At 65.3% G+C, this 20,910-nt stretch carries 13 protein-coding genes; 6 read left to right on the top strand and 7 right to left on the bottom strand.

What is annotated here, in order from left to right; translation table 11 throughout:
* Positions 1 to 11 precede the first annotated feature (11 nt).
* Together HDG37_RS19775 and acnA are read left to right on the top strand one after the other, a co-directional pair.
* Entirely contained in the window at positions 12 to 1,463 is a 1,452-nt protein-coding gene (locus HDG37_RS19775; RefSeq protein ID WP_184050570.1) for a bifunctional 2-methylcitrate dehydratase/aconitate hydratase, read from the top strand.
* Between the two features lie 42 nt (positions 1,464 to 1,505).
* A complete protein-coding gene (gene acnA / locus HDG37_RS19780) occupies positions 1,506 to 4,220 on the top strand; it encodes an aconitate hydratase AcnA (RefSeq protein WP_184050572.1) in 2,715 nt (904 codons plus the stop codon).
* A 144-nt stretch (positions 4,221 to 4,364) separates the two neighbouring features.
* On the opposite strand, the gene HDG37_RS19785 is transcribed toward acnA, so the two are convergent.
* Both HDG37_RS19785 and HDG37_RS19790 read right to left on the bottom strand, forming a co-directional pair.
* Positions 4,365 to 8,141: a DUF748 domain-containing protein gene (locus HDG37_RS19785; protein ID WP_184050574.1), complete on the bottom strand. Its 3,777-nt coding sequence runs from the start codon at positions 8,139 to 8,141 to the stop codon at positions 4,365 to 4,367.
* 213 nt (positions 8,142 to 8,354) lie between these two features.
* Complete coding sequence (locus HDG37_RS19790) at positions 8,355 to 9,773, bottom strand: DUF1254 domain-containing protein (protein ID WP_184050576.1); 1,419 nt, start codon at positions 9,771 to 9,773, stop codon at positions 8,355 to 8,357.
* Positions 9,774 to 10,117: 344 nt separating this feature from the next.
* Between HDG37_RS19790 and HDG37_RS19795 the strand changes: the two genes are divergently transcribed.
* The 3 genes from HDG37_RS19795 (at position 10,118) to HDG37_RS19805 (ending at position 15,665) form a co-directional block, all read left to right on the top strand.
* On the top strand, positions 10,118 to 10,765 hold the full coding sequence (locus HDG37_RS19795; protein WP_184004367.1) for an FMN-binding negative transcriptional regulator: 648 nt from the start codon (positions 10,118 to 10,120) through the stop codon (positions 10,763 to 10,765).
* 95 nt (positions 10,766 to 10,860) lie between these two features.
* On the top strand, positions 10,861 to 13,497 hold the full coding sequence (locus HDG37_RS19800) for a heavy metal translocating P-type ATPase (RefSeq protein WP_184050578.1): 2,637 nt from the start codon (positions 10,861 to 10,863) through the stop codon (positions 13,495 to 13,497).
* A 194-nt stretch (positions 13,498 to 13,691) separates the two neighbouring features.
* Positions 13,692 to 15,665: a methyl-accepting chemotaxis protein gene (locus HDG37_RS19805; RefSeq protein ID WP_184050580.1), complete on the top strand. Its 1,974-nt coding sequence runs from the start codon at positions 13,692 to 13,694 to the stop codon at positions 15,663 to 15,665.
* Positions 15,666 to 15,722: 57 nt separating this feature from the next.
* Here HDG37_RS19805 and HDG37_RS19810 read toward each other — a convergent pair whose 3' ends face one another.
* Positions 15,723 to 16,376: a glutathione S-transferase family protein gene (locus HDG37_RS19810; RefSeq protein ID WP_184050582.1), complete on the bottom strand. Its 654-nt coding sequence runs from the start codon at positions 16,374 to 16,376 to the stop codon at positions 15,723 to 15,725.
* A gap of 228 nt (positions 16,377 to 16,604) precedes the next feature.
* On the opposite strand from HDG37_RS19810, the gene HDG37_RS19815 reads away from it, so the two are divergent.
* Positions 16,605 to 18,056, top strand: coding sequence for a polyhydroxyalkanoate depolymerase (locus HDG37_RS19815; protein ID WP_184050584.1), 1,452 nt, complete (start codon positions 16,605 to 16,607; stop codon positions 18,054 to 18,056).
* Between the two features lie 37 nt (positions 18,057 to 18,093).
* On the opposite strand, the gene HDG37_RS19820 is transcribed toward HDG37_RS19815, so the two are convergent.
* The 4 genes from HDG37_RS19820 to HDG37_RS19835 all read right to left on the bottom strand — a co-directional run bounded on the left by HDG37_RS19820 (position 18,094) and on the right by HDG37_RS19835 (position 20,875).
* Positions 18,094 to 18,705 (bottom strand): flavin reductase family protein, encoded by a 612-nt coding sequence (locus tag HDG37_RS19820; protein WP_090808250.1) that lies wholly within the window; start codon positions 18,703 to 18,705, stop codon positions 18,094 to 18,096.
* A 110-nt stretch (positions 18,706 to 18,815) separates the two neighbouring features.
* Positions 18,816 to 19,691 (bottom strand): 3-hydroxyacyl-CoA dehydrogenase family protein, encoded by an 876-nt coding sequence (locus HDG37_RS19825; protein WP_260334951.1) that lies wholly within the window; start codon positions 19,689 to 19,691, stop codon positions 18,816 to 18,818.
* A gap of 213 nt (positions 19,692 to 19,904) precedes the next feature.
* Positions 19,905 to 20,219 (bottom strand): hypothetical protein, encoded by a 315-nt coding sequence (locus HDG37_RS19830; RefSeq protein ID WP_184050587.1) that lies wholly within the window; start codon positions 20,217 to 20,219, stop codon positions 19,905 to 19,907.
* Between the two features lie 497 nt (positions 20,220 to 20,716).
* Entirely contained in the window at positions 20,717 to 20,875 is a 159-nt protein-coding gene (locus HDG37_RS19835; RefSeq protein WP_184050589.1) for a hypothetical protein, read from the bottom strand.
* Between the last annotated feature and the right edge of the window lie 35 nt (positions 20,876 to 20,910).

The raw sequence follows: 20,910 nt of genomic DNA on the forward strand, positions 1-20,910 counted from the left end.
GGAAGCCCCCAATGTCCGCCCCGATCTCCAACGTACGACCCGCCCCGGACGCCGTCCTGGTCGAGATCGTCGACTACGTGCTGGATTACCGGATCGACAGCGCGCTCGCGCTGGAAACCGCGCGTCATTGCCTGATCGACACGCTCGGTTGCGGACTCGAGGCGCTTACCTACCCAGCCTGCACCAAGCTGATGGGACCGATCGTGGCAGGCACGATCGTCCCCAACGGCGCGAAGGTGCCGGGCACCTCGTTCCAGCTGGACCCGGTTCAGGCCGCCTTCAACATCGGCGCGATGATCCGCTGGCTCGATTTCAACGACACCTGGCTCGCCGCCGAATGGGGCCATCCGTCCGATAACCTCGGTGGCATCCTCGCGACGGCCGACTGGCTCTCGCGCACCGCCATCGCAGCCGGCAAAGCGCCGCTGACGATGAAAGACGTCCTGATCGCCATGATCAAGGCGCACGAAATTCAAGGCTGCATCGCGCTCGAGAACTCGTTCAACAAGGTCGGGCTCGATCATGTGCTGCTCGTCAAGCTTGCGTCGACCGCCGTGGTCGGCCAGCTGATCGGCCTTACGCGCGACGAGCTGATCAACGCGGTATCGCAGGCGCTCGTCGATGGGCAGGCGCTGCGCACCTACCGTCATGCGCCGAACACCGGTTCGCGCAAATCGTGGGCCGCCGGCGACGCGACCTCGCGCGCCGTGCGCCTCGCGCTGATCTCGAAGACCGGCGAGATGGGCTATCCGTCGGTGCTCAGCGCGACAACGTGGGGCTTCTACGACGTGCTGTTCAACGGCAACGAGTTCCAGTTCCAGCGTCCGTACGGCTCGTACGTGATGGAAAACGTGCTGTTCAAAATCTCGTTTCCGGCCGAGTTCCACGCGCAAACCGCCGTGGAAGCCGCGCTCGCGCTGCATGTGCAGCTCGCCGCGCAGGGCCGGCGCGTCGAAGACATTCGCCGCATCACGATCCGCACCCACGAAGCGGCGATTCGCATCATCGATAAAAAGGGTCCGTTGAACAATCCGGCTGACCGTGATCATTGCATCCAGTACATGATCGCGGTGGCGCTGATTTTCGGCCGTCTGACGGCTGCCGATTACGAAGATTCAGTCGCGCAGGACTCGCGTATCGATGCATTGCGCGCGAAGATGGAATGCGTCGAAGACCCACAGTTCACGAAGGACTATCACGACCCGGAGAAGCGTTCGATCGCCAACGCACTGACGATCGAATTCAACGACGGGGCGGAGTTCGGTGAAGTCGTAGTCGAATACCCGATCGGTCATAAGCGCCGTCGTGAAGACGGTATTCCGTTGCTGGTCGAGAAGTTCAAGACCAACCTCGCGCGGCGCTTTCCGGTCAAGCAACAACTGGCGATTCTCGACGTATCGCTGGACCAGGCCAAGCTCGAAGCGACGCCGGTCAATGAATACGTCGATCTGTACGTCATCTAGGTTGAGTACTGTAGTTCCGCGATCCAAACCAAGGAAAACACCATGGCCCACAACCTCCACAAAACGCTCAAGGAATTCGACAGCGGTTCCGGCAAAGGCAAGTTCTACTCCCTGCCGCAACTCGGCAAGGCTCTGAACCTCAAGATCGACCGCCTGCCGGTCTCGATCCGTATCGTGCTGGAATCGGTGCTGCGCAACTACGACGGCAAGAAAGTCGCCGAAGAACATGTTACGCAACTCGCGAACTGGAAGCCGACCGCGGCGCGCGTCGACGAAATTCCGTTCGTCGTGTCGCGCGTCGTGCTGCAGGACTTCACCGGCGTGCCGCTGCTCGCCGACATCGCCGCGATGCGCGGCGTCGCGAAGGCCATCGGCAAGAACCCGAAGTCGATCGAGCCGCTGGTGCCGGTCGATCTGGTCGTCGACCACTCGGTGCAGATCGACCACTTCCGCGAGAAGAACGCGCTCGACCTGAACATGAAGCTGGAATTCCAGCGCAACAACGAGCGCTATCAGTTCATGAAGTGGGGCATGCAGGCGTTCGACACGTTCAAGGTCGTGCCGCCGGGCGTCGGCATCGTTCACCAGGTGAACCTCGAGTACCTCGCGCGGGGCGTGCACAAGAAGGCCGACGGCGCGGACACCGTGTACTACCCGGATTCACTGGTCGGCACGGACAGCCATACGACGATGATCAACGGCATCGGCGTGGTCGGCTGGGGCGTGGGCGGTATCGAAGCCGAAGCAGGCATGCTCGGCCAACCGGTGTACTTCCTGACGCCGGACGTCGTCGGTGTGCACCTGAAGGGCAAGCTGATCGAAGGCGTGACTGCGACCGACCTCGTGCTGACGATCACCGAATTGCTGCGTAAGGAGAAGGTCGTCGGCAAGTTCGTCGAGTTCTTCGGCAAAGGCACGCGCTCGCTGTCGGTGCCGGACCGCGCGACGATCGGCAACATGGCGCCGGAATACGGCGCAACGATGGGCTTCTTCCCGGTCGACGAAAAGACCATCGACTTCTTCCGCGGCACGGGCCGCACGGACGCGGAAATCGCGGCGTTCGAAAACTACTTCAAGGCGCAGGAGCTGTTCGGCATTCCGGGCGAAGGCGATATCGATTACACGAAGGTCGTCACGCTGGATCTCGCGACGGTCGCGCCGTCGCTGGCAGGCCCGAAGCGTCCGCAGGACCGCATCGAGATCGGCCACGTGAAGTCGACCTTCACCGACCTGTTCTCGAAGCCGGTCGCCGAAAACGGCTTTGCGAAGAAGGCCGCCGATCTCGACGCGCAATACACGACGAGCAACGGCGTCGACGTCAAGAACGGCGACGTGCTGATCGCCGCGATCACGTCGTGCACGAACACGTCGAACCCGAGCGTGCTGCTGGCCGCCGGTCTGCTTGCGAAGAAGGCTGTCGAAGCTGGCCTGACGGTCGCTCCGCACATCAAGACCTCGCTGGCGCCGGGATCGCGTATCGTCACCGAGTACCTGACGAAAACCGACCTGCTGAAGTACCTCGACAAGCTCGGCTTCACGCTGGCCGCTTACGGCTGCACGACCTGTATCGGTAACGCGGGCGACCTGACGCCGGAACTGAACGACGCGATCACGACGAACGACATCGTCGCGGCAGCTGTGCTGTCGGGCAACCGTAACTTCGAAGCGCGGATCCACCCGAACATCCGCGCGAACTTCCTCGCGTCGCCGCCGCTCGTCGTGGCATACGCGATCGCCGGCAACATCACGCGCGACCTGATGACCGAGCCGGTCGGCAAGGGCAAGGGCGGCAAGGACATCTACCTCGGCGACATCTGGCCGACCAGCGAAGAAGTCAACGCGCTGCTGAAGTACGCGATGGATGCCGACGCGTTCCGCAAGAACTACTCGCAGCTCACGAAGAAGGGCGATCTGTGGAGCAAGATCGAGGGCGAAGAAGGTCAGGTCTACGACTGGCCGAAGTCGACCTACATCGCCGAGCCGCCGTTCTTCGGCAAGGACTTCTCGATGACGCCGGCTTCCAGCATCGCGCCGGTCAAGGGCGCACGCGCGTTGGGCATCTTCGGTGACTCGGTCACGACCGACCACATCAGCCCGGCAGGCTCGATCAAGGAAGACTCGCCGGCAGGCCGCTGGTTGAAGGAAAACGGCGTGCAAAAGGCCGACTTCAACAGCTACGGCTCGCGGCGCGGTAACCACGACGTGATGATGCGCGGCACGTTCGCGAACGTCCGTATCAAGAATCTGATGATCCCGGCGAAGGCGGACGGCTCGCGCATCGAAGGCGGCCTGACGATTCACCAGCCGAGCGGCGAACAGCTGTCCATCTATGACGCAGCGATGAAGTACATCGACGCCGATACGCCGACCGTCGTGTTCGCGGGCGAAGAGTACGGCACGGGCTCGTCGCGCGACTGGGCGGCCAAGGGCACGCAACTGCTGGGCGTGAAGGCTGTGGTCGCACGCAGCTTCGAGCGGATCCATCGTTCGAACCTGGTCGGCATGGGCGTTCTGCCGCTGCAGTTCAAGGGCTCGGATAGCGTGCAGTCGCTCGGCATCACCGGCGAAGAAACCTACGACATCGAAGGCCTCGGCGACGACTTCAAGCCGCAACAGGAAGTCACGCTCGTGATCCACGGCAAGGACGGCGACAAGCGCGTTCCGGTGCTGCTGCGTATCGACACGCCGATCGAAGTCGACTACTACAAGCACGGCGGGATTCTGCCGTTCGTGCTGCGCTCGCTGCTGACTGCTTAAGCCTCGCGGCAACGCATACAGCCTCGCTGTTTTGCAGGGGCTGCGTCCTGTGGAGGGCGCAGCCGACTTTGAAGCCCGACCTCAGGTCGGGCTTTTTTTTATCGGCTCGCCGAACGCCACGGCTCATGCGCCGCGACTCCTCCATCACTTCAAGCCGAAATCGACCCGCGTCGTCGCACCCTTGTCCTTGATGTCGTCGGCATTCATCTTCGGCGCGACGATAAACACGCGGCTGCTGTCGATCTTGCCTTGCAGGTACTGCTGCACACTCTGCGCGCGCCGCTGCGCGAGTTGCCGCAAGCTCGCGTCGTCGATCGGCGCGTTGGCCGCGAGCGCGCTCTTCATGTCGTCGTCGGGCAGCGTCTTCGTCATGCCGATGAAGTTGTGCGGCTTCTTGAAGTCGGAGGACTTGTAGGCCTTGGTCAGATATTTGTCGTACTCTTTCTGATCGACCGTGACCGTCGATGGATCGACGCTCTCACCATTACCGACCGTGTCCTTGATCTTCTGCCGCTTGACCAACTGATCGACGTACCGCGTGCGCAGCGCCGGCTCGTCGACCTTCGGATCGACGCGTCCGATCAGGTCCATGCGGATCGACGGCTTGTCGGTAAGTGCCTTCACGATCGTGTCGAGTTTCTGCTTGTCGGCATCGGTGAGCGTCGCCGAGCCGGCCTCGAATTCGACGTAACCGAGGTCCTCACCATTGCCGCCGAACGCGTGCGCGATCAGCGAGAACGGCGCGGTCACCGCCTTTTCGAGCAGATTGAGCACCGCATGCCAGATCAGCCCGCCGATGCTGAACTCGGGGTTCGACAACGAGCCCGACACTGGCAGGTTCACGTCGATCTCGCCGCGCGAGTTCTTCAGCAGCGAGATCGCGAAACGCACCGGCAGTTTGGTCGCGGTGTCGTTGTCGATGTGATCGCCGAACGTCAGTTGATCGATGAACAGGTGGTTGTTCGCGTTCAACTGGTCGTTCTCGAGCTTGTAATGCAAATCGACGTTGAGCTTGCCCTTCGTGATCGGATAGCCCGCGTATTTCGCCGAATACGGCGTCAGGTTGGTCAGCTCGATGTCGTGCGCGCTCGCGGTCAGATCGAGCGCCGGTTTCGCGATCAGCGGATTGACGGTGCCGCGGATCGTCAGCGGACCGTTGGCCGCGAGCTTCGCGGCGACGTCGACCGGCGCGGGCGTCGTCGATTCCGTACCGAACGCGCCGATCGTGCCGTGAATGGCGACAAGGTTCGCCGTGTAGTTCGGCTTGACGAAGTTGTCGGTATAGGTCACGCGGCCCTGCTGCAACACCAGTTTCCCGAAGTGCATCTTGACCGGGTTTGCTGGCGGCCTCGCGGCCGTGGCACTGGCACTGGCGACGGCCGTGGCGGCAGGCTTGCCGGGCGTTGCAGCAGATGCCGCGACCGGCGCCGACGCCGCGACTGCCTCAGACACCGCCTCGGGCGTCAGCGGAATCGGGTGCGAGCCGCTTTTGTCGCGCGTTAGCGACTGCGTCGTACCGCCCTCGTGCGCGACCACATCCCTCAGATTCAGCTTGCCTTGCGCGTCGAGCAGTACACGTCCATAGAACTTCGAGAACGTCACGCGGCCCGCGTCGACGACGGTGCCGTGCTCGTCGTAATCGGCCTTCAGGTTCGACAGCGCGAGCGAGCCCCAGCCCGCGAACGGGTCCGACGTCACCTTGTCGAGCATGCGCACGGCGACGAGCGCCATGTCGCCGCGAAAGTTCGCTTTCAGCGACTTAGCCTGGGTGACCGCGAGATCGCCGTTCGCGTTCAGCAGCGCGCTCGCGAGCGTCGCGTTCAGGTTGCTGCCGAAGTACGGCTCGAACGCGGCCGCGTCGAGCTGGTTCGCGTTGATCTTGACGGCCAGCTTTAGCGGCGTCGCGGTCACGTCGCCCTTCACAGCGAGTGTGCCCTTCTTGTTCAACGTCGCCTGCAGGTCGACCGGCAGCGGACGGCCCAAGTCGTCGCTGATCTGCCGCACCTTCAGCTGCACCGGCGTAAAGCTCAGCTTGACCGGCTGCGGCGTCGTGTTGTCGGTGAAATCGGCGGTCGCGTCTTTGAGCGTCAATTCGGCGATCTTGTAGCGCCATGCGGGGCCTTCGGCCTGCGCCTGTTTCGCCGCGTGGATCGCCGTGCGCTCCGTCGCCTGTTGATGCGCCCCCGCGAGCGCATCCAGATTGATGGTGCCGTCCTTCAGGCGCTGCGCGTCGACCGCGAGACCGGTTACGTCTACGCTCGTCACGTCGGCCGTGCGCGCCGCGACGTCGACCTGTTTGACTACCACGTTGCCCTGCGCGAGCGAGATCACCGGCGTCTTGCCGCCGCGCGCCGCGAGCTTCACCGCCTGCATGTCCAGTTGCGTGTCCGCGACCGTCAGCGCCATCGGCGACTTCGACCAGTTCGCGTCGATATTCGTCGTCGCGGACAACGCACCGTCCAGCACCTGCGCGGACATCGCGGTATCCAGATACGGCTGCAACGGCGGCAGCTTCAGCGACTTCAGATCGAGCTTCGCGCTCGCCGTCTTCGCCGCGAGGCCGACCGTGCCGTCGGCGGCGAGCGAACCGCCAATGTTCTTCAGGTTCGTGTTCAGCGTGAAGTGCGCTGGCGCCGACGCGAGCGTCGAGAAATCGGTCAGCGTAACCGCGAGGTTTTGCAGCCCGGCGTCTACCGGATGCGACACGGCTTCGTCGTGTACGTTCACGGTGCCGTCGTTGAGTGTGAAACGTTTGATCGCGACGTCGAACGGCGGGGCCGCCTTTTCGGCAGCGGCGGTTTTGGCGTTGGCATTCGCGTCCGCGGTTTCCTTTGCCGTGGTTTTTTCCGGCGCGGGCGCGAACATATGCTCGACGCTCAATACGCCGTCCTTGTTGCGCGCGAGGCTCGCGCTCGGCGCGTCGATGCGGATATCGTCGAAGTGATAGATGCTCTTCAACGGTTCGAGCGATGCCGCCGCCACATGCACGGCGCGCGCCGCGAAAAACGGCGCCTTGCCCTGATCCTGCACGTTGACGTCGTTCAGATCGACGGTGCCGGCGACGCGCAGCGACGGCGTGTCGTTCGACATCTCGAAGTTCAGCTTCAGGTCGGCGGACAGCTTGCCCGACTGCACGATCACCGGCAGCTTCGACGGCACGTAAGACACCAGCTTCGGCACGTCGAGCTCATCGAAGCGCAGCGACACTTCCGACTCGCGCGATGCCGCGAACGGCTTGGTCCTGCCGTCGATCGCGAGCTGACTGTCGCCGTCGATGCGCGCGCGCAGCAGCGGCTCGACGAAGATATCGGTCTTCGACGGCAGCGTCGCGATGAACGGAATGCCGAGCTTCCATTGATCGATCACGTGGCTCGTGCCGAGCAGCCGGTCGTCGAACCTGATCTGGCCGTTTTCGACACGAATGTTGGAGACGGAGAACTGCGTCGGCTTGCTGTTCGGTTTTGCCGGCTGATTCGCGAATTTCTCGATCAGGTCGCTGAAATTGAAGTGCTGCGCATCGAGACGAACGATATGAAAGCGCGGCGAATCGACCTGCACTTCGTCGACGATGGGCGCGCCGCGAAACAGCGAACTCCACGACGGCTTCACGATGAGCCGCGAAATATCGACGAAGTCGCCCGCGCCGCCGCGCTCGCCGATATGCACGTTGTCGGCCTCGAAACGCAGTGTGTATGGATTGAGCGCGATGCGGCCGATCGACGCCGGCCGGTCGAGCTGCTTGCTCAGTTGCTGGCTCGCGATGTGGCGGATCAGCGGCGGCGCCGCGAAAAAGCCGAGCAAACCGAACACGACGACGAAGATCAGCAGACCGACGAGAATCCGCCGCGTACGGCGCGACTGCGCGACTGCGCGCACGGTCTGTATGGACGAGGCTAACGATGCTTTATTGAGGCTTGCCATGCTCGATGTGGAGGAATGCGGCGGCAAGCCCGCCGCGAAAAACAGAGATCCCGCAAGCGGCAGTATAAGGCGTGAATCAATGGTTAGACAGGAATGTCAGACCCGCCTTGACGATTCGTGCTGCTGACTGACTGGCTTTCCCGCGAACGAGATTTTCGCGAGCGTCAGATAACGAAACCGGACGGCGCGCGGTTTGCCCGCGCGCCGTTCACATCATTGCCGCACGACCGGCGGCGGCTGCCAGCTGCCGTCGGTGGCTTGCGGCTTCGGCGCATACAGGCGTAGCACCAGTTGCATGTCCGCGCGCGGTGCGGGCAGCCAGTTACCGGTCCGGCTGCGCGTCGACGACACGACCACGTCGAGCGAACCATCGCGATTGCGACGCGCGCCATTGCGATCGCCAACCGCAAGCCGCGCCGGCGCGTTCTCGCTCAGCGCGCCATCCTTCGTATACGCGGTGATCGTCCAGAAACCGCGCACCGGCGGCAACTGGTTCGCCGCGAAGTGGATCACATAGCGATTCGCGCCGTTCAGCGTGTTGCCGTCGCTGTCCTGCGTGACGAACGCGCGTACTTCGTCGTCCTTCGTACCGAGGCCCAACTGTGTGCTTGCCGCATACGCGCGCAACCCATAGTCGGGACCGTAGTTGCCGACGGCATCGCCGAACCAGCTCCAGCCGTTCGCGCTCAGCAGATTCGACGGCGGCGTCGCGACGCGATCGCGACCGTCGGCGAGACCGGCCGCGAGCGCATCGGATGACTTCGGCAGCTTCACAGGATCGCCCGGCGTCACGCCGAGGTCGGCGAGAAATTTGAGCGCGTGCGGATCGGCCGGTGTCGGCGGATTGTCAGGCAACGCGTCGGCGAGACGGCCGAAGAAGCCGCTCGCGTCGAGCGCGGCGACCTGCTGCGCCGGCGTGCCGCTCGGGCCCGCGACGCCGCTTGCGTAACCGCGCGGCGGCACCGCCGGCTCCGCGTCGCCGACGAACACGCTCAGCGGCTCCAGACGGATCGCGTGCTGCAGCTTGCGCACCGCGTTCAGATCGCGCGCGCCGTTCGACTGGATGCGCACGCTGATCCATGCGTTGCGCGTCGGCACTTCGACGCGCTTTGCGCCCTTCGGCAGTTCGCCCTTCCAGCCCGGTGCGACGAACGCGATCGTCTGCGCGCGCAAGCCCTTCGCGGTGCCCGTGCCCGCGGCGAACTGCGGCCCGGTCGACCACGCGACGTTGGTCCACATGTCGAGCACGCGCGCATCGACGTAACGGCCATGCGAATCAGGTAGCGCCAGGATCACCGGCTCGGCGGCAAGGTCGAGCCAGCCGGTCGAGTCGAGCGTGTCGAGGCTCGGCTGCGGCGGATTGGTCGCGCCGATCGGCGGCAGCGCCTGCGCGTGACGCAGCGTGTTGAAAGGCGCCTGACCCGGCTCGGTGCCGACCGCCGCATCGCGCGCGGCGCTCATCAGCACGAGCGGATAGCCGAATACGTAGGAGTCGGCGACTTCGTCCTTGATCCAGCCGGTGCGTTGTTGCGTCGCGGTGGGGGTCGACGCACAGCTGGCCAGCAGTGCCAGACCCGCGAGCGACGCGCAGGTTCGTTGAAGCAAAAACAGTTCTCGGAGATTTTTTATCATTCGTTCAGAGTGCGGAACGTGCGGTCCTATGGGGGATGCCGGTGTGCAGCGCCTGATGCATGCGCAGTTCTCCCGAAACACTGCGCAGCGAGTCCGCGGATTGCGATTCCGACAACATCGCGTTGTATCGTATCCTTGCTAGCCAGGCAAGCACAAAGCAGGGAATTGTGGCTGACAGCGCGCAGGCGCGTCACCGATGTGACAATCGGCGCCGCTGTCACATTATGTTCCTGCGCCAACGGCTCGCGCGAGCGCGCCATGCTTTTTTGATTCGCGCATTCGTCGATCCGCCAGCTTGGCCGTTCGCCTCCACTCTTTCGTCGTCCTGCATTCGGAATACTTCAATGTACATGCCCGCCCATTTCGAAGAGAACCGTCCGGAGGTTCTTCATCGCCTGATCGCCGAGCACCCGTTCGGCGCGCTGATTACGCACGGCCCCAACGGGCTCGATGCGAATCATCTGCCGTTCGAGGCGCAGGCGGATGCGGCGGATTCGTCACGCCTGGTGCTGCGCGCGCACGTCGCGCGGGCGAACCCCGTCTGGCAGGAAGCCGCGACCCATCCCGAAGCGCTCGTGATCTTCCAGGGGCCGACCGCCTATATTTCCCCGAGCTGGTATCCGAGCAAACACGAAACGCACAAGCAGGTGCCGACCTACAACTATATGGTCGTGCATGCACATGGCAGGATCGTGGTGCATGACGATGAATCGTTCGTGCGCGGTCTCGTCGCGCGACTCACGCGCGAGATGGAAGCCGGCGAGCCGGTGCCATGGAAGATGGGCGACGCGCCCGCCGACTACATCGCGCAGATGCTCGGCGCGATCGTCGGTATCGAGATCGAGGTAACGCGGCTCGTCGGCAAATGGAAGCTCGGGCAGAACAAGGCGGCCGAAGACCGGCGCGGCGCCGCGCAAACGCTGCTCGCGCGCGACGGCGATCAACAGAAGGCGGTGGGACAGGCGATGCTCGATGCGCCGCCGGCGTTCTGACGGCGGCCGCATAATCCGGCCTTGACCTTCCCGTCATGGGAAGGTTGATACTGGATCCACGATGCGGCCCAATGCCGCCAAGAGCCTCGCCTGCCATGACCGCACTTGCCAACCCGCAGCGCCCCGCCGACGCTGCCGCTTCTTCTTCGCCCACGCGCGTCGTCGAACTCGACATCGGCGGGATGACTTGCGCGTCGTGCGCGAGCCGCGTCGAAAAAGCACTGACCAAGCTGCCGGGAGTGGCGCGCGCGTCGGTGAATCTCGCGACCGAGCGCGCCCGCGTGGAAAGCGACGCGACGCTCGGGCCTCAGCAACTGGCCGATGCCGTGCGCAAGGCCGGATACGAAGCGACGCCGGTCGCGAACGCCGAGCTTGCCGCGCCAAGCGCGACGCAAACCGCGACACCCGCCGCCACGCCGGGAACCATTGAACTGGAGATCGGCGGCATGAGCTGCGCAGCCTGCGCGTTGCGCGTCGAAAAAGCGCTCGCGAAGGTGCCTGGGGTCGCGCGCGCGTCGGTCAATCTGGCGACAGAAACCGCCACCGTTCATCCGCAAGGCACCGCATCCGCCGATAGCGGCGCGCTGATCGCCGCTGTCACAAAAGCTGGCTACGAAGCGACGCTGAGCGCGCCGCCCGCTGCTGCCGCTCCAGCCGAGACAACGGCAGCTATCGCCGCGTCCGGCGACGAAAGCGACATCCTCGACACGACCCACGCCCCCGTCGTCGACCGCAAGCGGATTCAAACCCGCCGCGACCTCGCGAGCGTCGTTGCGTCCGCGCTGTTGACGCTGCCGCTCGTCGCACCGATGTTCGGCGAATGGTTCGGCCTCCACGCGATGCTGCCAGCCTGGCTGCAATTCGTGCTCGCGTCGATCGTGCAGTTCGTATTCGGCGCGCGCTTCTATCGCGCAGCCTGGCGCGCGGTGCGCGCCGGCGCGGGCAACATGGACCTGCTGGTCGCGCTCGGCACATCGGCGGCGTACGGCATCAGCGTCTACGAACTCGCGATGCATCCGGGCGACACGATGCATCTGTACTTCGAGGCATCGGCGGTCGTGATCACGCTGGTGCGCTTCGGCAAGTGGCTCGAGGCGCGCGCCAAGCGCCAGACCACCGACGCGATCCGCGCGCTCAACGCGCTGCGCCCCGAGCGCGCGCGCATCCGCGACGGCGCCGGCGAACGCGAGGTGCCGCTCGCGCAGGTGCGGGTCGGCACCGTCGTGATCGTGCGGCCGGGCGAGCGCGTACCGGTCGACGGCGCGGTGCTCGAAGGCCGCACGCATATCGACGAAGCGCTGATCACCGGCGAAAGCCTGCCGGTGCCGAAGCAGACCGGCGACGCCGTCACGGCCGGCTCGATCAACGGCGAAGGCGCGCTCGTGGTGACGACCACCGCGATCGGCGCGGAGACGACACTGGCGCGCATCATCCGGCTCGTCGAAAGCGCGCAGGCCGAGAAGGCGCCGATCCAGCGGCTCGTCGACCGCGTCAGCGAAGTCTTCGTGCCGGCGATTCTCGCGCTCGCCGCGCTGACGCTGATCGGCTGGCTGCTCGCCGGCGCGGGCGCGCAAACCGCGATCCTGAACGCGGTCGCGGTGTTGGTGATCGCCTGCCCGTGCGCGCTCGGCCTCGCGACGCCCGCCGCGATCATGGCCGGCACCGGCGTCGCCGCGCGCCACGGCGTGCTGATCAAGGACGCGGAAGCGCTGGAAATCGCGCATCGCGTGTCGATCGTCGCGTTCGACAAAACCGGCACGCTGACGCTCGGCCAACCATCGGTAACGGCGTTCGAGCCGATCGGCGGCTTGAGCCGCGACCAAGCGCTCGCGCTCGCGGCGGCGGTGCAGCGGCATAGCGATCATCCGCTCGCGCGGGCGGTGATGCGCGCGCACGAGGCTCAGCTCGGGCAAATGGCCGGCGAACACGAGGGCGGGCCAAGCGCCACCGCCGCTCGCGCCGTCGCCGGCCGGGGCGTCGAAGCCGACGTCGACGGCCGCACGCTCGCCCTCGGCAGCACGCGCTGGCTACGCGAGCTCGACATCGCGCTGCCGACCGCGCTTGCCGCGCGCGCGCATGAACTCGAAGCGGCGGGCAACACGGTGTCGTGGCTGATGACGCGCGCGCCTCACGCCCCCGAAGCGCTCGCGCTGATCGCGTTCGGCGACACGGTGAAGCCGACCGCGCGCGCGGCCGTCGCGCGGCTCGCGCAGATGGGCATCCGCAGCGTGCTCGTGACTGGCGACAATCGCGGCAGTGCGGTGAGCGTCGCGCGGGCGCTCGGCATCGACGAATTCCACGCCGAGGTGCTGCCCGACGACAAGGCCCGCGTGATCCGCGACCTGAAGATGCGCCACGCCGGCATCGTCGCGATGGCGGGCGACGGCATCAACGACGCGCCCGCGCTCGCCGCCGCCGACATCGGCATCGCGATGGCGAGCGGCACCGACGTCGCCATGCACGCCGCCGGCATCACGCTGATGCGCGGCGACCCGGCGCTCGTCGCCGACGCGATCGACATCTCGCGCAGAACGTGGCGCAAGATCCAGCAGAACCTGTTCTGGGCATTCGTCTACAACCTGATCGGCATTCCGCTGGCCGCGTTCGGCTTGCTGAATCCGATGCTCGCGGGCGCGGCGATGGCGTTTTCGAGCGTCAGCGTCGTCACCAATGCGTTGTTGTTGCGGACGTGGCGAAGCGCGCCCGGCCGAACCGTCGATCCGGCGCGCTGAGCAACGCAGCAACACCTTCGGCATTCCGCCTCGTCCCTTTTTCGGGGCCGGTTTTTTGTGGCCCCTTTCAACCCATTACGAACGGCTTTCAGTCGCCCTAAAGCCGCCGTCTCCCGAGCCGTAAACCAGTAAATCGATGCCGTTCGCGGCCATGCCCGACCCGCGCGTCGCCTGTCCCCTTTTCGCGCCTGCCCATGAACTCTCTCTTCTTGCGCCGCGCCAGCGTCGGCGCGCGGCTTGCCGTGCTCTCGTGCGTGCTGGTCGCGTTGATTTTCAGCACGTTCGCGTGGGCGCTCGCGCGCGCCGCCGGCGACCAGGTGCGCGACCAGGTGCTCGCCCGCATCGCCGAAAAAGACCGCTCGATCGCCGCGATGATCGAGCTGTTCGACAAGGCGCTGTCGGCCGAAGTCGATCGGTCGATGGCGCTGTTCGCGAGCTTCCTGCCCACCGACTTCTCGCTCGACGACACGCAGAAAGTCGACATCGGGAGCACCGCGACGCCGACTTTCAAGGCCGGCGGCAAGGTGCTGAATCTCGACTTCACGATTCCCGACCAGTTCCTCGAACGCAGCGGCGCGGTCGCGACCGTGTTTGCGCGCAGCGGCGACGACTTCGTGCGCGTGACCACCTCGCTGAAGAAGCAGGACGGCACCCGAGCGGTCGGCACGCTGCTCGACCGCAACGGGCCGGCGTATGCGCCGCTGCTCGCGAACCGCTCGTACACCGGCCTCGCCATGCTGTTCGGCAAGCGCATGATCACGCAGTACCGGCCGATCGCCGACGCGAGCGGCCGCGTGATCGGCGCGCTGTTCGTCGGCGTCGACGTGGACAAGGAGATCCAGTCGGTCCAGGACGGCATCCACGCGCTGAAGATCGGCGCGAGCGGCTATTACTTCGTGCTCGACGCGTCGAGCGGCGCGGAGCGCGGCAAGCTGCTCGTGCATCCGGCTGCCGCGGGCCAGAAAGCCGACGACGCCAACGCGCCGTATCAGCGCATGCTCGACATGAAGCAGGGCGAGCTCGACTACCGCTCGGCCGACGCGACGCTCGGCGAGAGCGACGCGCGCGACAAGTTCGTGTCGTTCGTCACGGTGCCGGAGTGGCAGTGGCTCGTCGGCGGCGTCGCGCCGCGCGACGAAGTGATGGCCGAGGTCGTGCGCACCCGCAACGCCTTCCTGCTGCTCGGCCTCGCGCTGGTCGGCCTGTTCGCGATCGTGTTCCTCGTCGCGGTGCGGCGGCTCGTCAGCCGTCCGCTCGACGAAGCCGCGCGTGCGTCGGAGCGTCTCGCCGCGGGCGATCTGAGCGTGCGCGTCGCGCAGCACGGCCGCGCGCGCGCCGACGAGATCGGCCGCCTGATGCTGGCGATCGACGGCATCGGCGAAGGCCTCGCGCGCATCGTCGCGCAGGTGCGCAACGCGTCGGCCGACATGTCGGCGGGCACCGAGAAGATCGCCACCGGCAGCGGCAACATCGCGATGCGCATCGCGACCCAGGCGAGCAGCCTCGAAGAGACCGCGGCGAGCATGGAGCAGATCACGTCGACCGTGCAGCAGAATGCCGATCACGCGACCGAAGCGAACACCCTCGTCACCCACGCCGCCGACGCCGCGCTCGAAGGCGGCCGCGCGGTCGAGCGCGTGGTGTCGACGATGGGCGAGATCGGCCGCTCGTCGCAGAAGATCGCCGAGATCACGACGGTGATCGAGGGCATCGCCTTCCAGACCAACATCCTCGCGTTGAACGCGGCCGTCGAAGCGGCGCGCGCGGGCGAGCACGGCAAGGGCTTCGCGGTCGTCGCGTCGGAAGTACGCGCGCTGGCGCAGCGCAGCGCGGCGGCGGTGAAGGAGATCGAGGGGGTGATCGCGGCGTCGAGCGCGAACGTCGACAGCGGTTTTCGCATCGCCGAAGAAGCGAGCGCGACGATGCAGGGAATCGTCACTCAGGTCGGTCAGGTCCGCGCGATCATGAGCGAGATCAATGTCGCGTCGCGCGAGCAGTCGGGCGGCATCGAGCAGGTCAACCTGGCGGTCACGCAGATCGGCGAGGCGACGCAGCAGAATGCGACGATCGTCGTCGATGCGGAAGCCGCGGCGGCCGAATTGCGCGAGCAGGCTGCGCGGCTCGCGCAGCTGGTCAGCGTGTTCAAGCTCGAAGGCGAGCGCGGCTGACGGATCTGCTTAATGTGGACGGCGGCGGCGGATGGCGGCGGACGGCGGCCGCCGCGCTCAGAACTCGACGTCCAGTTCATCGATCTCCTCGACCTCCTGACGCGCGAGCGCGATCCACTCGCGCATTTCGGGCAGCGCCATGATGCGCTGCCCGTATTCGACCATATCCGGATCGAGTTGCACGTCATAGGTCACGAAACGCGTAACCACCGGTGCGTACATCGCGTCCGCGGCGGTCCGCTCGCCGAACAGGAACGGGCCGCCGTACTCCTTCAGACATTCACGCCAGATCGTCACGATCCGCTCGATATCCGATTGCGCGCGCGCCCATACCTTGAAGCCCGGGAAATGCGCCTTCAGGTTCATCGGCAGCGCCGAGCGCAGCGACGCAAACCCCGAATGCATCTCGCCGCAGATAGAGCGGCAATGCGCGCGGGCGCGGATCTCGTGCGGCAACAGCGCGGCTTGCGGCTTCAGTTCGTGCAGATATTCGGCGATCGCCAGCGTGTCCCAGACCTTGACGCCGTCGTGCACGAGGCATGGCACCAGAATCGACGGCGACAGCAGCAGTAGTTCGGCGCGCGTCGCGGGGTCGTCGATCGGCACCACGACTTCTTCGAACGGCAAGCCGCTGAACTTCGTCAGCAGCCAGCCGCGCAGCGACCACGACGAATAATTCCTGCTGCTTATCGTGAGCGTAGTATTTCCCATACGTGTGTCCTCCAGATCGGGCATCGCGCCGCGCGTGCCTGCACCCATGCACGCCGCGGTGCGCGCGCGCACCAAAGCGCGGCAAGGCCGGCCCATTTCGCCTATGCACGCAAGTGATATGCCGACCCACGCAGATATGACGCGACACAGGGGCAACGCGCGCCAGCGCCTGGCGCACCACTTGCTTTTATTCGAGTTCCCGTCTTTCTGGCGCATTCGAGTGAAAGTATGAATCTGTTCGCCTATCCTGCCTATCAGGCCTGCGCCGACCTGCTGCTACCGCTGCGGCACGGCGCGGCGCTGGCGAACCGTTCGCTCGATGCATGGTCCGCATTCGCCGCTACGCCGCACGGACGCTCGCTGCGCGCGACGTGCGAACTTCTGATGCTCGGCGGACTCACGCCGAAACGGCCGCCGTTCGGCATCGATAGCGTCGTCACCGAAGGCGAGCCGGTCGCGGTGGTCGAGGAAGTCGTCGCGCGCACGCCGTTCTGCTCGCTGCTGCATTTTCGCAAGGACGTCGTGCTTTCCACGCCGCAGCCGCGGGTGCTGATGATTGCGCCAATGTCGGGCCACTTCGCGACGCTGCTGCGCGCAACCGTGCGCACGATGCTGACCGAGCACGACGTCTATATCACCGACTGGCACAACCCGCGCGACGTGCCGCTCGGCGAAGGCCGCTTCGGCTTCGATGAATTCGTGCGCCACGTGATCGACTTCACCGCGGCGATCGGGTCCGGCACGCATCTGCTCGCGGTCTGTCAACCGACCGTCGCAGCGCTCGCCGCCGTCGCGCTGATGGCCGCCGACGACCATCCCGCGCAGCCGGCCAGCATGACGCTGATGGCCGGCCCGATCGACACGCGCATCAATCCGACGCGCGTCAACGAACTGGCCAGGAGCCGGCCGATCGAGTGGTTCGAGCGCAATCTGATCAGCGCGGTGCCGTTCGGGTTTGCCGGCGCGCAGCGTCGCGTGTATCCGGGTTTCGTGCAGCTCGCCGCGTTCATGGCGATGAATCCGGGCCGCCACGCCGACTCGTTCGAAACGATGTACTACGAGCGCGGCAAGGGCGATCCGCAGAAAGCCGACACGATTCGCACGTTCTACGAAGAGTACTTCGCGACGATGGATCTGACCGCCGACTTCTATCTGGAGACCGTCGACACCGTGTTCCAGCAGCATGCGCTGCCGTTACGCGCGCTCGAAGTCGAGGGGCGGCTGGTGGAGCCGTCGAAGATTCGCCGCACCGCATTGCTGACCGTGGAAGGTGAAAAGGACGATATCTGCGCGGTCGGTCAGACGCTCGCCGCGCAGGACATGTGCGATCGTCTGCGGCCGTATCTGAAGACGCATCACGTGCAAACGGGCGTCGGCCACTACGGCGTGTTCAGCGGACGTCGCTGGGAGCGGGAGATTTATCCGCGCGTGCGGGCCGTGATTTTCGACAATGAACCGCGCGCGGTGCTCGTCAGCTCGCGTGCGCGCCCGATCCAGCCGGTGCCCGCGGCGATTGCGGCGGAAGTCACGGCGGCCGCGCCGGTCGCGGCTGCGGTCGTCGAGGTTGAAGTGGATGCGCCCGTGGGCGGGAGCGGGAGCGGGAGCGGGAGCGGCAACAGTGACTCCGCGGCAAAAACGTCCGCGCAGTCCCCGCGCAAGCCGCCGCCGGTGACACCCTGAGTGATCCGCTAATCAGCGGAAGCTGCTGAGGGCGAGTTCAGGCCGTTGGCCGGATCATCTGGAACATCTCGCCGATCTGCGCATAGTCGGCGCGATAACCCGCGCGCATGATCGGCTGCGCGGCGTGCGTGTCGAACAGGCCGTCCTTCAGATACGCGTCGTCGATATGCACGCCGACCACCTGGCCGAGCGACAGATAGTTGTCCATAGGCTTGCCGTCGACATCATGCAGACGCACGATCTGCAGCAGCTTGCATTCGAGCGCCGCCGGCGATTCGGCCACGTGTGGCACCGCCACGTTGCGGCCCGGCGCCGGCGTGAGCCCGGCCAATGCGAACTCGTCGACATGCGGCGCGACCGGCGCCGACGAGCGGTTCATCTGCTCCGCGAGCGGCCGGGTGGCGAGATTCCAAACGAATTCGCCGGTCGCCTCGATGTTGGCGAGGCTGTCCTTGCGGCCCTCGCTGCTAAAACCGATGATCGGCGGAAAGGTCGCGAACGCGCCGAAAAAGCTGTATGGCGCGAGATTGAGCGTGCCTTCGGCATCGCGCGACGAAATCCAGCCGATCAGCCGCGGCGCGACGATCGCCTTGAAAGGATCGTGCGGGAGGCCGTGACCGGCGGCGGGGTCGTAGAAGTAGTGAGGCATGAAGTGGCTTGGGGTTGGCTTGGAGTTGATTTAGGTTCGCTTGCGACGCGTGTGGCAGTTAGCGCGAAAAGCGGCGGAGTACCAGGCACGGAACGGCTATTTATACCGCACTAGCCGCGCCCGATCACGCGCTTGCGCCCTTCCTTTACCCGCGCGATGCGCGCTTCGTCCCAGTCATGAAACCCCGCGCCGCTGCGCACGCCGACACGCCCCGCGTCGACCTGCGCGCGCAGCAGATCGATCACGTCCTCGTCTTTCGCGAGTTGCGGCATCAGATGCGAGGCGATGTCGACGAACGTGTCGAGTCCGCCCATGTCCGCGCCCTCGAATGGTCCGACGATGCCCCAGCGACGTCCCAGCGAAGCTTTCATCACGCGATCGACGACCTCGGGCGTCGCTGCCCCCGAACGCACGATGTGCAACGCCTCGCGCAGTACCGCGAACTGCAGCCGATTACCGACGAAGCCTGGAATCGCCTTCGCGAGCACGACCGGCTCCATGCCGATCGCGCTCATCAGTCCGGCGGTTTGCCGCACGACTTCTGGCGCGGTCTCGGTGCCCGGCACGACCTCGACGAGCGGAATCATGTGCGGCGGGTTCCAGAAATGCGCGATCACGAAGCGTTCTTTCGCGCGCAGCGGGGTGGCAAGCTGGTCGGGCGGGAAGCCGCTGGTGTTGCTCGCGAGGATCGCATCATCGGCGAGCAGGCCGGTCAGCGTCGCGTAGAGGCGGTGTTTGAGTTCGAGCGCTTCGGGAATCGCCTCGATCACGAAGCGCGCTTGCCCGATCGCATCGAGTTGCGCATTGGTTTCGATGCGCGCGAGCGCCGCCTGTTTGGCAGCATCGTCGATACGGCCCGCGTCGATCAGTTCGTCGAGCACGGCTTGCGCTTTCGGCGCGACGCTCTCGAGTCGCGCCGGATCAACGTCGTGAACGATCGTCCGGTATCCATGCAACGCGGCCTGCGTCGCAATGCCGACGCCCATCAGTCCCGTGCCCACCACCCCTATCGCTACATCCTGTGTCGTCTTGTCCACACCCGCTCCCGCTGCCGTCGATGAAAGCCCCGAAGCATAGCGCAGCACGCGCAATACCACGGTCGGACTCGCACGCCCAAATGCGACGAAGCCGGCCTTCCCATCGAGGGAAGACCGGCTTCGTGGACTCACGCCGCCTGTTGCGACGCCATCAGGCGCGCTTTAGTAGCGCGGGGGCGGGGTGCGGTGATCGTCGCGATCGTCGCCGCGGTGGTGCGGATCGTAGTCGTGCGGATGATGGCGCATCCACTCGTCGTGCTCCCAGTAGCGGTGGCCGTCCCAGTAACGATCGCCGTGCCAGCCGATGTTGATCGACACGCCCACCGGCATCATATGCGGTTGGCCGTACACGACTGGTGCCGGACCGTGTTCGACGATCACGCGGTCTTGCGCGAATGCGCTACCAGCCGCGACGAGTGCGCCGCCCGCGAGCAGCGTTGCGATCAGCGAGCGCGATGCCTTGCCAAAGTTTTTCATAATGACCTCCCGTCAAAGTTTTATTCCAGGCCAGCGTCCGTGTTTGCTCGGATCGTGCGATTCGCTTCGTTCGCTTCGCTTGTGAGCCGAACCAGACGCCGTACGCTTGAGACTCACTTTAGCGGCCCGGATCGCGTGAAGACGTTAGCACTTGTAAGCGAGCATTTCATAGAGGGGGCCTGTTGACGGAAGCGCGGTGTCGCTTTCGCGCTTCATTCAACAAAGACTTAGGGGCGATGCTTTCATTCGACTCGCTGAATCAGCGCGAAAGCTGGTTACATTCATTTCGGCCCCGAAATATTTCGCAAGGAGTCGGACAGACACTGGAGGCCTGGCGCTGATACGTCTGTCTCGTCGCGCAATGGTGCATCGCGACAAGAAAGCCCCGAAAAACAAAAAGCCACGATCCGCATTTCGCGAATAGTGGCTCAATGAGAAGCGCACTCGAGGTGCGCGCCCCGGCGCGTTGTCGCGCGCTCGGGAGGTGCGGCTGGTTTTTAGTCCGTCAGCTTGATGCCGAACAGCGTGGCCTGCGCGTGGCGCAGACGCTCTGCTTCACGGGCACGCGCTGCGTACGAGTAGTCCGAATCCAGCGGCAGATGGGGCGACGCAAAGAGGTCGCTGACCTTTTGGAACAGTGCAAAGATGTAGCTCATGGCGACTCCCGGTTAGTGACTGCATTGCTAGGGTT

The organism is Paraburkholderia sp. MM5384-R2 (assembly GCF_014201025.1).
Lineage (GTDB): Bacteria > Pseudomonadota > Gammaproteobacteria > Burkholderiales > Burkholderiaceae > Paraburkholderia > Paraburkholderia tuberum.

Coding starts and splice junctions, on each gene's coding strand:
- HDG37_RS19775 (WP_184050570.1), top strand. CDS start 12: ATGTCCGCCCCGATCTCCAACGTACGACCCGCCCCGGACGCCGTCCTG.
- acnA (WP_184050572.1), top strand. CDS start 1,506: ATGGCCCACAACCTCCACAAAACGCTCAAGGAATTCGACAGCGGTTCC.
- HDG37_RS19785 (WP_184050574.1), bottom strand. CDS start 8,141: ATGGCAAGCCTCAATAAAGCATCGTTAGCCTCGTCCATACAGACCGTG.
- HDG37_RS19790 (WP_184050576.1), bottom strand. CDS start 9,773: ATGATAAAAAATCTCCGAGAACTGTTTTTGCTTCAACGAACCTGCGCG.
- HDG37_RS19795 (WP_184004367.1), top strand. CDS start 10,118: ATGTACATGCCCGCCCATTTCGAAGAGAACCGTCCGGAGGTTCTTCAT.
- HDG37_RS19800 (WP_184050578.1), top strand. CDS start 10,861: ATGACCGCACTTGCCAACCCGCAGCGCCCCGCCGACGCTGCCGCTTCT.
- HDG37_RS19805 (WP_184050580.1), top strand. CDS start 13,692: ATGAACTCTCTCTTCTTGCGCCGCGCCAGCGTCGGCGCGCGGCTTGCC.
- HDG37_RS19810 (WP_184050582.1), bottom strand. CDS start 16,376: ATGGGAAATACTACGCTCACGATAAGCAGCAGGAATTATTCGTCGTGG.
- HDG37_RS19815 (WP_184050584.1), top strand. CDS start 16,605: ATGAATCTGTTCGCCTATCCTGCCTATCAGGCCTGCGCCGACCTGCTG.
- HDG37_RS19820 (WP_090808250.1), bottom strand. CDS start 18,705: ATGCCTCACTACTTCTACGACCCCGCCGCCGGTCACGGCCTCCCGCAC.
- HDG37_RS19825 (WP_260334951.1), bottom strand. CDS start 19,691: ATGGGCGTCGGCATTGCGACGCAGGCCGCGTTGCATGGATACCGGACG.
- HDG37_RS19830 (WP_184050587.1), bottom strand. CDS start 20,219: ATGAAAAACTTTGGCAAGGCATCGCGCTCGCTGATCGCAACGCTGCTC.
- HDG37_RS19835 (WP_184050589.1), bottom strand. CDS start 20,875: ATGAGCTACATCTTTGCACTGTTCCAAAAGGTCAGCGACCTCTTTGCG.